At 63.0% G+C, this 12,378-nt stretch carries 11 protein-coding genes and 2 pseudogenes; 8 read left to right on the top strand and 5 right to left on the bottom strand.

The window, feature by feature from the left end; translation table 11 throughout:
* Positions 1 to 132 precede the first annotated feature (132 nt).
* The 4 genes and pseudogenes from M3B11_RS10055 to M3B11_RS10040 all read left to right on the top strand — a co-directional run.
* On the top strand, positions 133 to 450 hold the full coding sequence (locus M3B11_RS10055) for a transposase (protein ID WP_101650426.1): 318 nt from the start codon (positions 133 to 135) through the stop codon (positions 448 to 450).
* Positions 447 to 938, top strand: coding sequence for an IS3 family transposase (locus tag M3B11_RS10050; protein ID WP_259877337.1), 492 nt, complete (start codon positions 447 to 449; stop codon positions 936 to 938). The genes M3B11_RS10055 and M3B11_RS10050 overlap by 4 nt, the downstream gene beginning before the upstream one ends.
* 541 nt (positions 939 to 1,479) lie before the next feature.
* The gene (gene ltrA, locus M3B11_RS10045; protein WP_259800646.1) at positions 1,480 to 2,907 is read left to right on the top strand and encodes a group II intron reverse transcriptase/maturase; all 1,428 of its coding nucleotides are present in this window, start codon (positions 1,480 to 1,482) and stop codon (positions 2,905 to 2,907) included.
* 103 nt (positions 2,908 to 3,010) lie between these two features.
* Positions 3,011 to 3,514, top strand: a pseudogene (locus M3B11_RS10040) (IS3 family transposase); the annotation flags it as partial.
* Between the two features lie 79 nt (positions 3,515 to 3,593).
* Here the strand turns inward: M3B11_RS10040 and M3B11_RS10035 are convergent.
* A complete protein-coding gene (locus M3B11_RS10035; RefSeq protein WP_259877336.1) occupies positions 3,594 to 5,771 on the bottom strand; it encodes a YhgE/Pip domain-containing protein in 2,178 nt (725 codons plus the stop codon).
* Between the two features lie 39 nt (positions 5,772 to 5,810).
* Positions 5,811 to 6,656, bottom strand: a complete 846-nt coding sequence (locus M3B11_RS10030) for an ATP-binding cassette domain-containing protein (protein ID WP_259877335.1) — start codon at positions 6,654 to 6,656, stop codon at positions 5,811 to 5,813.
* Between the two features lie 452 nt (positions 6,657 to 7,108).
* On the opposite strand from M3B11_RS10030, the gene M3B11_RS10025 reads away from it, so the two are divergent.
* Positions 7,109 to 7,375 (top strand): hypothetical protein, encoded by a 267-nt coding sequence (locus tag M3B11_RS10025; protein WP_101650409.1) that lies wholly within the window; start codon positions 7,109 to 7,111, stop codon positions 7,373 to 7,375.
* Positions 7,376 to 7,419: 44 nt separating this feature from the next.
* On the opposite strand, the gene M3B11_RS10020 is transcribed toward M3B11_RS10025, so the two are convergent.
* From M3B11_RS10020 to M3B11_RS10010, 3 genes and pseudogenes are all read right to left on the bottom strand, one after another.
* Entirely contained in the window at positions 7,420 to 8,763 is a 1,344-nt protein-coding gene (locus M3B11_RS10020) for an IS256 family transposase (RefSeq protein WP_259832946.1), read from the bottom strand.
* Between the two features lie 175 nt (positions 8,764 to 8,938).
* Positions 8,939 to 9,097, bottom strand: a pseudogene (locus tag M3B11_RS10015) (transposase); the annotation flags it as partial.
* 21 nt (positions 9,098 to 9,118) lie between these two features.
* Complete coding sequence (locus M3B11_RS10010) at positions 9,119 to 9,460, bottom strand: transposase (protein ID WP_259832930.1); 342 nt, start codon at positions 9,458 to 9,460, stop codon at positions 9,119 to 9,121.
* Positions 9,461 to 9,561: 101 nt separating this feature from the next.
* Here M3B11_RS10010 and M3B11_RS10005 point away from each other — a divergent pair, with 101 nt between their 5' ends.
* The 3 genes from M3B11_RS10005 (at position 9,562) to M3B11_RS09995 (ending at position 12,366) form a co-directional block, all read left to right on the top strand.
* Positions 9,562 to 10,662, top strand: coding sequence for a hypothetical protein (locus M3B11_RS10005; protein WP_259877334.1), 1,101 nt, complete (start codon positions 9,562 to 9,564; stop codon positions 10,660 to 10,662).
* 76 nt (positions 10,663 to 10,738) lie between these two features.
* A complete protein-coding gene (locus tag M3B11_RS10000; RefSeq protein ID WP_259832925.1) occupies positions 10,739 to 11,380 on the top strand; it encodes a hypothetical protein in 642 nt (213 codons plus the stop codon).
* Positions 11,381 to 11,574: 194 nt separating this feature from the next.
* The gene (locus tag M3B11_RS09995; protein WP_259832923.1) at positions 11,575 to 12,366 is read left to right on the top strand and encodes a hypothetical protein; all 792 of its coding nucleotides are present in this window, start codon (positions 11,575 to 11,577) and stop codon (positions 12,364 to 12,366) included.
* Positions 12,367 to 12,378: the final 12 nt, after the last annotated feature.

Here is a 12,378-nt window from a genome sequence, read left to right as displayed (position 1 = left end):
GAAGTCTCGGGACATCGTTCACTCGATGTCCCGAGATTTCTTTTAGTTTTGGGGGTGATGTCTCGCGTCATCGTTCCGGGTTGAACCGTCCTGGGTTTCGTTCCGATCTACGTGATCGAGGAGGATTGGAACATGGCCAAGTCGTATACCCCGCAGTTCAAGGAGCGGGCGCTGCGGGTGATGCAGGACCATCGCCGCATTGAGGAGACCTCGGAATGGACAGCGGCGACTGCCGTCGGGGAGAAGCTGGGCGTCTCGCCGCATACTTTGCGGGGATGGTCGAAGCAGGCCCGCCGTGACGCCGGTGTCGAAGAAGGTCCTACGAGCGCGGACCTCGAGGAACTCAAGCGGTTGCGCCGCGAGGTAAAGGAGCTCAAACGCGCGAACGAGATCCTCAAGACCGCGTCAGCGTTTTTCGCCGCGGAGCTCGACCGTCCCACGACGAAATGATCCGGTTCATCGACACGTTCCGGGGTCGTTTCGGGGTCGAGTTCATCTGTCGCGTCCTGGGCGCGACGGCGTGTGGGTTCATCACCTCCCGTGGCTACCGGGCAGCGAAATCCCGGAAGCCCGCAGCTCGCGCCATTCGCGATGGTCTTCTCGTCGAGGAGGTCAAGCGGCTCCATGCTGCGAACTACGGCGTCTACGGGGTGCGGAAGATGTGGCACGCGATGCGCCGAGCCGGGTGGGATATCGGCCGGGACCAGACAGCGAGGCTCATGCGCGTGGCCGGCGTGACAGGGGTCGTGCGCGGTCGGAAGCCGCGTACGACGGTGCCGGCCCGTGTGCCGGATCAGCGTCCGGATTTGGTGATGCGAGACTTCAAAGCGCCGGCGCCGAACCGTCTGTGGGTCGCTGACATCGAGCGCCACGAGGCGCTTCTGGACCTTGCGGTGGTGAAAGGACACCGCTTCGCGTCTGTCGCAGCAGGCGTGTGATAGCTGGAGGACGATCTGCCGTGTTGGCGTGAATGCGGCGGGTGGAGCAGTCCTCGACAACGACGAGTCGTATCAGTACTGCCAGATGGTGCGGGCTCGGCTAGCGAGACGGAGAGGCATACGGATAGGAACCAGTGGCTGAAAGCCCCTCAATTGAAGACCACCGACTCCAACCTGGTGGATGTGGGTCGGGTTGCATCGCGCACCCTCGCCGCTTCGGTGGTGGGGAGAACTCCTGGGCTGGGTGATGTCGCCGGTCGGGAGGCCACGGTGAATGACTGCGGCGTAGTCGTGGCGAGGATGCTGGGGCATAACTGGGTGCCGATCCCGTCGAAAGGTTCGGAAGTGAACGTGGGAACCATCCCGGTTCCGCCGGGGCACCGTCGCAGCCAGCGACGATTTCCTCGGCTGAGTGCACGGTCTGCTGATCGGGCCGGGGTGGGGCGGAGGGCCTGTAGTAGTCCGAGGCCGGGAAAGCCGGTCACATGGCGAAGGGGTCCAGTGTGATCGCAGTGACAGAAGCAGAAAAGGAGGCACAGCCGTGAATGCGGATGTTCCGTGGCCTGCCGACACATCGGAGGCGTGGGCGCGGGTACTGACTATGCAGACGAAACTGCACCGATGGGCGACGGGCGATCCTGCTCGTCGTTTCGATGATGTGTTCAATCTGGTCTATGACCCCGCGTTCCTCGCCGCGGCGTGGAATCGGGTGGCGGGAAACAAGGGAGGCCGCACTGCTGGAGTCGATGGGATCGCGCCGCGATCCGTCACCCCGGACCGAGTGTCGGGGATGCTCGCCGATCTGCGCGAGAGCGTCAAGAACGGCGAGTTCGTCCCGGAACGGGTGCGTCAGAAGTCGATCCCGAAGGGCAACGGCAAGGTCCGTAGCTTGGGGATTCCGACGATGACGGACCGGATCGTTCAGGCCTCCCTGAAACTGGTGCTGGAACCGATTTTCGAGGCGGACTTTGTGCCGTCCTCGTATGGGTTTCGGCCGCACCGTCGGGCGCAGGACGCGATCGCGGAGATCCACTACTACGCCTCACGTGGCTACGTGGAGGTATTTGAAGCGGACATCACCGCGTGTTTCGACGAGATCGACCACGACGCGCTCATGCAGCGTGTCCACGGTCGCATCACCGACAAACGCGTATTGCGTCTGACCCGCGGTTTCCTGAAAGCGGGAGTCCTCAGTGAGGACGGTGTGAACAGGAACACGTTCACCGGTACCCCGCAAGGCGGGATTCTGTCGCCGTTGCTGGCAAATATCGCCCTGTCCGTGGTGGACGAGCATTTCCAACGCAAGTGGGATGCGCTCGGACCGCAATGGTCGCGCACGAAGTATCAACGCGCTGGGGGCGCGACGATGAAGATGGTCCGCTACGCGGACGACTTCGTTGTCCTCGTCCGTGGCACCCACGCTGATGCCGAAGCGCTCTGGGACGAAGTCGCTGCAGTGCTCGCGCCGATGGGTTTACGCCTGTCGGTCGAGAAGACGATGGTCACGCACATAGACACCGGGTTCGACTTCCTCGGGTGGCACATCCAGCGCCGCCGAATCAGAGGTCATGGCGGGAAAACCGCGATCTACACCTACCCGTCACGGAAGTCCCTGGCTTCCATCAAGGACAAGGTGCGGACGCTGACCCGCCGGGCATCTCATCGAACACTCGCCGACCTGCTACGCCGGTTAAACCCGGCATTGCGGGGTTGGTGCACATACTTTCAACACGGCGTCGTGAAACACCTCTTCAGCTACATCGACCACTTCGCCTTCTGGCGGATCGTCGGCTGGTTGAAGAAACGACACCCGAAACTGAACATGCGCACCCTGGTACGTCGGCATCTGCCCGGCTGGCAGATCCGCGACCAAGGAATCGAGTTCTTCCGATGCCAGCAGGTCACCGTGGCCCGCTACCGGTATCGAGGAACCCGCATTCCCACACCATGGACGAACGCCTTGGCATGATCACATGGAGAGCCGGATGCTCAGGAATGGGCACGTCCGGTTCGGAGGGCGGCCAGCAGAAACCCACCAGTTCAAAGACTGGCAGGGCGCTGCTGGCCGACCCTACACCTACGTGCGGACCTCGTGCGGATTCGTCTACACCGCATTCGTCATCGACGCGTATAGCCGCCGCATCGTCGGGTGGGCGACGCGGTCGTCGATGACGACTGAGGCGCTGTCGCTGGAGGCTTTGGAGCATGCGCTGAACACTGCCCGCGGTGGTGCTGAGCAGCTAGTCCACCACTCTGACAGAGGCTCGCAGTATGTTGCCGTGGCCTACACCGAGCGACTCGCTGACGCGGGTATCCGGCCGTCTGTGGGGAGTGTAGGAGACAGCTATGACAATGCACTGGCTGAGACGGTCAACGGGCTGTACAAGACTGAGCTGATCTACTCGCAGCCGGCGTGGGCTGGGCTGACCGAGGTGGAGTTCGCGACGATGAACTGGGTGCACTGGTGGAACACCGGCCGGCTGCATGAAGGACTCGGACATCGGACCCCGGCCGAGGTCGAAGCTAAGCATTTTGAAACCGTGGCAAGACAAGTCGATACTTTAACTGCCGTCTAGGAATGAAACCCAGGACGGTTCAGTCCCGCGACAACTCTGCAGCCCGAACCCCAAGGCACGACCCCGCACCCGGCCCGGCCTACAGCTGCAGGCTCGGGTGGAGCTGAGTGAGAGTGACCATACGCTTGCGACTGCAGACCACGGTTGTGGCGACCAGGGGGATTGCAGTCATCAGCAGCAGCACCACTGCCGCCTGCACGGCGATGAACATGTCGCCGCCGGCGACCAGGGTCCGCAGGCCCTTGACCGCGTGCGTCATCGGCAGGAACGGCGAGATGATCTGGAAGATCTTCGGTGCCGTCTCCACCGGATAGGTTCCGCCTGCCGAAGCGATCTGCAGCATCAGCAGGACCAGGGCGATCAGTCTGCCGACACCGCCCAAGGCCGCGACACACAACTGGTGCACGGAGTGGAAACACGCCGCCGCGAGCATCGAGAACAGCAGCGTCCACAGCCACGCTCCGGCCGAGAAGTCCAAGGTGAATGCGAGGATCGCATAGAGAACTGCGACTTGAGCGATACCGAAGAGGAGCCCGGGAACGTAGCCGGCCCAGGCGATGCGCGACGAAGTCGCCGATGAGAACAGCGCCCGATATGGAATGGCGTTGATGACCATATAGGTGATCATTCCGCCGATCCACAGGGCCAAGGAGACGAAGAACGCGGACAGTCCCTCGCCATAGGCGTCGACCGCGTTGTCCTTGACTTTGTCTGCATCGACGGGAACAGCCACGACATTCGAACGGTTCTCCCGGTCCTTCTTGTCATAGGTCGGGATCTGCTCAAGTCCCTTCTGCAGACCATCGGCGAGTTCGCCGGAGCCGTCAACGAGTTTGCCCGCGCCCTTGTCGAGTTCGGTCGACCCGTCAACGAGCTGTTCCGAACCGTCCTTGAGATCACCGGCTCCGTCCTTGGCCTTCGCCGTGCCGTCCTTGAGCTGGACGGCACCGTCATGGAGGTCCCCGACACCTTTGGCGAGCTTTCCCGCACCTTCGTCGAGCTTGATCAGCCCGGAGTGGAGGTCGTCGGCACCGGTCGCGACCTTCTGCGCTCCGTCGTCGAGCTGACCGATCTTCTTATCCGCCGTGCGGATCTCGTCCATCACCCCGTCGACCGCGTCGGTCAGCTTGTCCTCGAGGTTCTTGGCCTTATCCTTGGCATCGGAGGCGCGCTGGTGCGCGGAATCGAGGTCCTCGCCGAGGCCGTCGGCCTCCTCGGCGAGTTTCTTGACGTTCGGGTCGTCCGGATAGTCCTCCTGCAGCTGCTTGATCCGGTCGTCCATATCCCCTCGCACGGTGGTTCGAGCATCGTCGAAGTCCCCTTCGGCGCGCTCGAGCTCGGGGCGGGCCCCATCGACGACGTCATCGGCCTTTCGTTTGACGTCCTCGGCCTTCCTCGTGGCCTCGTCGGCGGTATCACGCAGCTCCGAGGTGCCGTCGGCGACCTGTCCTGCGCCGTCGGCGAGTTTCTTCGAACCGTTCTTCGCCTCTGTGGTGGATTTCGCCAGGGTGTCGGCACCGTCGGCAAGGTCGCCGCTGCCTTTCTTCAGTTCACCTGCGCCCTTATCGAGGTCGTTGAGCCCGGTCTGCAGGGTTCCGATGCCCTTGTCGAGCTTCGTCGTCCCACCGACGAGTTCGCTGGTACCGTCGTGGAGTTGGTCTGCTCCGTCGTGCAGTTCGGCCGCACCGTCTGCAGCCTTCTCCGTCTCGGAGTGGATATCGTTGAATCCGAGATACACCTGGTTGACGTACTCGGCGGTCGTCGTCTTACTCAGTCCGTCCTTGATCTCGGAGAGGATGGTCCCGGCCATCTGCCCGACGATGAAGTTGTGGGCGTCGTCGGTGCGCAGCCGCAGCCCTGCCTGCTCCGGATGGTCACCGCCGGTCGACACGAGCATCTCGGAGAAGTCCGAGGGGATCTCGAGGACCGCGAAGTACTTCCCTTTAGCCAGCCCCTCGTCGGCTTCTTTCTGGCTGGTCTCCTGCCAGTCGAATCCGCCTTCGCCCTTCGGCGTGAGCTCGTCAACGAGTTCCTGACCGGCGTCGAGCTTCTCTCCGTCCGACTCGGGCTTCTCGGCGCCGGTATCCTCGTTGACGATCGCTGCCTGCAGCTTGTCGAGGTGCCCGGCCGGGTCCCAATTCGAGGCCAGGTAGAGCCCACCGTAGATCGACGGGATGACGATGATGACGATCATCGCCAAGCGCGTGATCGTGTGGCGTTTGAATCGTGAGAGTTCTAACCAGGGCAGGGAGAACATTCGGGAATCTCCTCGGATTCGTATACGTGGGCAGGAAGTTCAGTGTTTGGACCCGCGATGAGCGGGAGGGTGGGGCGGCAGTTCGAGTTCGACAATCGACGGCTCCGCGCGGGAGCCGAGCGACCTGGTGGCGATGTCGAGTTCGGTCGAGTCCTCGCAGGAGACGATGACCGTGAGCAGGTCCTCGGGATCCCGTGATCTGCGCAGCTGCTGGTAGATGAGGATCCCGGCCCAAGCACGGGCTCGGTCGGCGGATTCGCGCAGGTAGTCGATGTTGTCGATGACGACGACGGGTTGGCGGCTGAGACTCGCCAGCCCGAGTTCGAGGAAGAATTTCTGCAGCTCACTCAGCTCAGAGACGAATACCTCTCCGTCATCGTCGATGAGGAAGTCCGCGCGCTGGGCGTCCTGCTTCGAGAACGTCCCCGGCGGGAGTTCGTCAATGATCTCCTTGGCCGTGGTGAAGGTGTCCCGAATGAGACCGATGACCTCACGCAGGGTCGATTTCGACGCCCACGGCTTGTACCAGGGCTGGAGCATGATCTGTCGTTCTGCGACGTGCTGTGCAACCGTGAAATCGTCCTCAAGGTCCGTCAGCCCGCCGATATGTCCGACCGCAACCTGCCCGCGCACGGTGCGGGCCTGCTTGCGGATATCGATATCGCCGAGGCGGCCCTCCCCCTCGGAGACCCGCATCCTTCCTGCCAAGGACAGGAGGAGAGAGGTCTTCCCGCTGCCAGCGGGACCACGGACGACAGCGATGGCACCGGTCGGCACCTCGAGGTCGATATCGGTGAACACATCGCCCTGTTTGCCGGACAGCGACCAACCGCGCACCGCGACCGCTGGCGCGTCGATGTCGGTGTCCTCGGCGAGAGTGTTCATCGTGCTCTCCATAGCCATCGCTCCCAATCGTCTGTGCCTTCGTCGCTCCGGTCAGTGCCGAAGAATTCTGCACCGCGCAGGTGACTGCAGAATACGCCACTACCGGCACGTGGGGGGGTGCGCAACGGGCGACTCCATGCGAAATTACCCATTGGTAACTCCAATGAATTCTCTCATGAAAATAGTGGGAGAGTGACCCGAGAAGACCCAGTTGTCACGAATTGCACATCGGTTTCCTGCACAGAGTCCGTGCGGTCTTTCGATGGGACCGCGGCGCCCTCTAGATGGCCGGGACCGTAAGGCGATTTCAGGGGTAGGGTCGCACTACCGAAGACGTCGATGTCCCTTGACACACGGCGACGAGAATGAGAAGCGAATGAGCACGGCCGATCGCAATCCCACCGGAATGCACAGACGGTGGGGGCTGAGCCCGTCGACGCTGGGCCTCGGTGATGGCGACCGGCGTCATGTCGATCGGCGCCGAGGGAATCTGGCGACATGCCGTCCACACGCTGCCGATGACCTTTTCGGCCGGACTGTGGAGCATGGTCTTCCTGCTGGGCATGCGAACGGCGGCGAGCATGCATCTGGGCCGCCCGGGTCGTGTGCCGGCGATCGAACTGGTCGGCCAGCACTGGTTCTGGATCGGACCAGCGGTCTGGGCGATGGTCTTCGACACCATGGTCACCTCATTCGTCAGAGCCCTCCGCAGTCGCTGATCGGTGGGCTTGTCAATCCCTGTGTGTAAGGGGTGTGACGGGGGTTACAGGTAGGGTTCGATTCGTTCGGGGTAGACGAGGGCGAGTTGGCCGAGGGCGGCCTTCCAGTTCGTGGTTACCGATCCTTCGATGAGGCGTCCGGGGGCTCGGCGTTCAGCGGCGGGTAGGCCGCGTTCCTTCTCGCGCTCCCGGGCTCGCTTGTCCTCGATGTTGCAGATCGCCAGCCACAGCAGCTTGACCACGGCGGCGTCGTTGGGGAAGTGGCCGCGGTTCTTGGTGACCTTGCGCAGCTGGTAGTTCAGCGACTCAATCGCGTTCGTCGTGTAGATGACGCGGCGTAGCTCGGGCGGGAGGGCCAGGAACGGGATGAACCGCTCCCAGGCCGCCCGGAACGTCCGCGCCGCGGCGGGGTACTTCGTGCCCCAGGGGCCGGCCTCGAATGCCTCCAGCGCCTCCAGAGCCGCGTCCTCGCTGGCGGCGGTGTAGATCGGCTTCAGCGCCGTGGCGACGGCCTTGCGGTCCCCGTAGGACACGAACCGCATCGCGGCGCGGATCAGGTGGACCACGCAGGTCTGCACGGTGGCCAGCGGCCAGGTCGCCTCGATCGCCTCGGGGAAGCCGGTCAGCCCGTCGCAGCACACGATCAGCACGTCGCGCACCCCGCGGTTGGCGAGGTCCGCGCAGACCTGGGCCCAGAACTTCGCGCCCTCGTGGGTCTGGACCCAGATCCCCAGGACGTGCTTGATGCCGTCCATGTCCACGCCGACGGCGATGTGGGCGGCCTTGTTGACCACGTGAGAGCCGTCCTTGACCTTGACCATGATCGCGTCGAGGTAGATCACCGGGTACAGCGACTCCAGCGGACGGCGCTGCCACGCGAGGACCTCCTCGGCGATGGAGTCCACGACCTTGCCGATCGTCTCGTGACTCACGTCCACCCCGACCGTGGAGGCTAGGTGGTGGGAGATGTCGCGCAGCGTCATCCCGCCGGCGTACAGCGAGATGATCATCCCGTCGACCCCGTCCAGGCGGCGCTGACCCTTGCCTACCAGCATCGGGGTGAAGGTCCCGGCCCGATCGCGCGGGATCGCGAGCTCGATGTCCCCGACCTCGCTCGTCACGGTCTTGGCGTAGTGCCCGTTACGGGAGTTCGGGTGGTCGGCGGCGTCGACCGCGCCCTTCTCATAGCCCACGTGCTCACTCAGCTCGGCCTCCAGGCCCCGCTCCAGGGCGGCCTTGAGCATCCCGCCCAGCACCCCGCCGTCTCCGGTCAGCGGTTCACCGGCATCGATCCGGGCGAAGACCTCATCCAGGGCTCCGGTGGTCTTGAGCTCGGCCGCGAGCTCGGCCTGCTTTCTACGACGCTCAGCGCGCTCCTCGGCGCTCATCTTCGGCATGGCGTCAATCGTCACAGTGTGTCTCCTTCAGGGGGTGGTGCCACACCCCTTACACACACCATTTGACAGGCCCCCCGGCCGAGGTCGAAGCTAAGCATTTTGAAACCGTGGCAAGACAAGTCGATACTTTAACTGCCGTCTAGGAACTAAACCCAGGACGGTTCAAGGGCTCGAGGCCGTGCTCGCGCAGGCGGGAGTCACGGACCCAGGCCTGAAGGGCTGATTTCGAGATCCCGAGGTCAGCACAGACCTGCTTCTGGGTCCTTCCGTCGCCTACGAGCTCGAGCGCTGATTGCTTGAACTCATCGGTGTAGATCTTGGGCATGACCTCTCACCTTCCTGGAATTTATCCAGTCGTGAAGTCAACCAAACCTTCAGCAGTCCCCTTCGATGGGCGGTCGAGCTCCGCCGCGAAGAAAGCCGATGCTCTCTTCAAGATCTCGTTGGCCCGCTTCGCTTCAGCCAACTCAGCCCGCAGCCGACGGTTCTCCGCTTCCAGGTCGACCGACTCAGCCGGTGTAGCTTTGCCGGAATCCTTATACTTGCGCACCCAGACTCGCAAGGTTTCTTTGCTCAGACCGAGTTCGTTCGCGACGCGAGTGATCGCTCCGTTCGCGCTGTCCGGATCGGCCTGGGCATGGATGACGAGCTCGACGGCACGAGCCTTGAGTTCGTCGGTGTATTTCACTGGCAAAAGAGAAACTCCTTCTTCCAATCTCCCTGCCTCTATTATCCCCGGGGCGATTCATGTCATCCTTACTGGAGACGATTGGACGGAATGGTGACGGCATGACACAAGCCGAGCTCGCGGCTGAGGTGGCGCGCCGCCTCGGAGTCGTCGCGCATCCCGCCACCACCCAGATCGCCGAAGCGGTCGCGTTGTTCGCCCCGTTGGGGTGGGCGATGTGCGGTCGCTGGCACCAGGCCGGGACCGTTCGGGTCCTGCGGCTTGCTGCAAGTGGTGTTGAGTCCGCGGCGATCGATGAGGCGATCACCGAGGTCTGGAACTCTGACAATCAGGTTCTTCTCCGGCATGCAGCGGCGCCGATACGGCGATGGTCGAACTCGCACTACCCGTTTAAGCAGGTGATTTGGGACCGCGTGGCTCTCATCGAGAAGGCGATTCAGCATCATTTCGCGGGAGCCTACGAGGCGTCGATCCCGATCATCCTGGCGCAGATCGACGGGATGAGCCGCGACCTGACAGGGCAGTCGTTCTTTTCCAAGGCCAACGCGGACCCGTATCTCGATGACGCGACGCTGGCTGGGATGGAGGAGAACCTGCCGGTCGTCCGTCGAGTCTTCTCCAAGAACGTCGATGAGTCCGGAAGCTTCGGTCTCGTCTCACGCCACGGCGTTTTGCACGGTCGAGACCTTGGCTACGCGACGCGTGTGAACTCGACCAAGACGATCGTGCTCGTCGCCGCTCTGGCGGAGTACTTTCCGCGTATCGCGGATGACGCCGGCGCTCGGCTACGCCGACTTCACGAAGAGTCCGTTGCTGGCTCGCGGGAACTCGATGATTCGGGTCGGCTGGTCGATGATCGACACCTCCCCGAGCTACTCAACTTCGCCTACGACTTCGATTCCGAGTACCTCAACGCTGTGCTCCTTCATCCCGGCCCGTTCGATGTACACGCGACGCTCGCGGAGCTTGCCAGGAAGCACAACCTCGATTCCGACATCTTTGTCGTCGGGCAAGATCGCGTCGGCTGCTGGTGGCACTACACAGTCCCCGCAGGTCAGACGCTCGGCTATGCGGCTCGGCCGACGACCAGCACCGAAAGGCGGCACCCCGATGTCTGGCGATGGGACACCTCCGACGCGCCCACCGGGCCGCCGTGGACGAAGGCGGAGGGGTGGCGATCGGACGATGACTTTCCGCGGTAACCTAACTGGGAGCGCGACCCGGTCATCTGACGATGTGACGGACGAAACGTATCGGTAGCGGAGAGCGAGAGACGAAGTGAGTGAAAATCCGGTTGGTCGTGCCGAAGACATCATCGCTGGGTTCGACGCGATACTGCCCGAGCAAGAACGGGTGCTGGAAGAAGCTGCTGAGAACGTCAAGCTCGGTCTCGAAAGAGACTCCGAGGTCTACCGAGGGTTCACGCAGCTTCAGTTCTTCATACTCACGGTCGACTTTGATATGCGGGTCATGCTCCGCGCTCTGCTTGCCGACCCGCAGAATCGGCTCACCGCCGAGAAGTTCCTCGCCTTGACCCTCGAAGAGGCAGAAGAGTCGGCAGGGCGGATGGTCAATGCCGTATCCAAGGCGATGCGGACTCTACCCAATGACACCGGCATCCATCTGTTCGACATCACGAAGTTCGATGAAGCGGTGCGCGCATTCAAACAGGCGATGTCAGAGATGAGGGGCGACAAGGAGTTCAACAAGTCCCTACGTCTCATTCGGAACACCGTCTCCGGCCACATTGTCGGCGACGAGGTCGGTGTCCAGAACAGCGCAATCTGGGTCCTCACCCGCAAAGGCGTCCCACGCGACATCGACGGAGTCTTGCGGAGCCAGATCGTCGACTACGCCATCGCGACGTTGAAGGCACTGAGCGAGTTCGCGCAGGGGCTGCAACGAACCCTGCGCGCCTGAGTGCTTTCCACGACCGAGCGGAGGCGGCAGCGAGGGAGTCGTAGTGGAGGGGAGTGTGACAGCTCCGTCTGAATCGGTCCAGAAGCGACCGGTCCGTCGCCTGCGCCGAACCAGCACATTGGCGACACGTACCGAGGGGTTGGGAGAGCGTCGGAGCAACGGCCTGTGTCAGACCGCCATGGGAAGGTTGAAGCATGGTAGCCATCTCAATCGTTGCCCTGGTCATCTCGGCCTTCGCCCTGCCATTCACCATCTGGGCAGCGCGGGCGGCCGCGAGGCAGGCGAAGGCGGCGCACGACCAGACGGAGATCCAACGCGAGCAGGTGGCTGCCGCGCGGGAGCAGACTCAACTACAACGCGATCTCGCTCATGAGGCACTACAGCCCTACGTGTGGGCGGACATCCAGCCGGATATGCAGCAAGGCACCGTGATGCACGTGGTGGTGGGTAACAACGGTCCCACCGTCGCACGCAACGTGAGGGTGACGTTCGATCCACCGCTTCCAGCCGGCCAGCAACAGTCGGACAAGGTCGAGAGTGTTCAGCGGGTGCTCGCCAGCGGACTCCGCTCGCTCGCGCCGAAACGGGAAATCCGGTGGACTCTCGGTGCCGGCGACCTCCTGTCCAGCGAGGAACCACAGGTCCGCACTGTGCGTGTCGAAGGCGAGGGCCCGCACGGTCCGCTGCCTGTCCTGGAGATTCAGATCGACATCTCAGAGTGGCGTCAGGCCAGGGACGCTCCGAACGGCTCACTGCACCATATACGTGGCGCGATCAAGGACCTCACCAAGGCCGTCGGTGGCGTAGACAAGACGATGAAGCGTGTTGTTGATCGCTTGGATTACCCAGGGCCAGAGACGGCCGAAATCAATGAAATGAGCGACGCCTTCACCCGGCAGCAACTCGCACCGCCAGCACCCGAGGATGAGGCGGATTCCAGCACAGATCGAGCATCCCTGCCACCGTCGACGGCGGAGGAACGATAGCGCCTGCGGAAC

It is taken from the genome of Brevibacterium sp. p3-SID960 (assembly GCF_025144725.1).
In the GTDB taxonomy this organism is placed as follows: domain Bacteria; phylum Actinomycetota; class Actinomycetes; order Actinomycetales; family Brevibacteriaceae; genus Brevibacterium.
The sequence above is the reverse complement of the archived record's forward strand: the minus strand, read 5'-3'. Positions and strand labels throughout refer to the sequence as shown.

Coding starts and splice junctions, on each gene's coding strand:
- M3B11_RS10055 (WP_101650426.1), top strand. CDS start 133: ATGGCCAAGTCGTATACCCCGCAGTTCAAGGAGCGGGCGCTGCGGGTG.
- M3B11_RS10050 (WP_259877337.1), top strand. CDS start 447: ATGATCCGGTTCATCGACACGTTCCGGGGTCGTTTCGGGGTCGAGTTC.
- M3B11_RS10035 (WP_259877336.1), bottom strand. CDS start 5,771: ATGTTCTCCCTGCCCTGGTTAGAACTCTCACGATTCAAACGCCACACG.
- M3B11_RS10030 (WP_259877335.1), bottom strand. CDS start 6,656: ATGAACACTCTCGCCGAGGACACCGACATCGACGCGCCAGCGGTCGCG.
- M3B11_RS10025 (WP_101650409.1), top strand. CDS start 7,109: ATGGCGACCGGCGTCATGTCGATCGGCGCCGAGGGAATCTGGCGACAT.
- M3B11_RS10020 (WP_259832946.1), bottom strand. CDS start 8,763: ATGAGCGCCGAGGAGCGCGCTGAGCGTCGTAGAAAGCAGGCCGAGCTC.
- M3B11_RS10005 (WP_259877334.1), top strand. CDS start 9,562: ATGACACAAGCCGAGCTCGCGGCTGAGGTGGCGCGCCGCCTCGGAGTC.
- M3B11_RS09995 (WP_259832923.1), top strand. CDS start 11,575: ATGGTAGCCATCTCAATCGTTGCCCTGGTCATCTCGGCCTTCGCCCTG.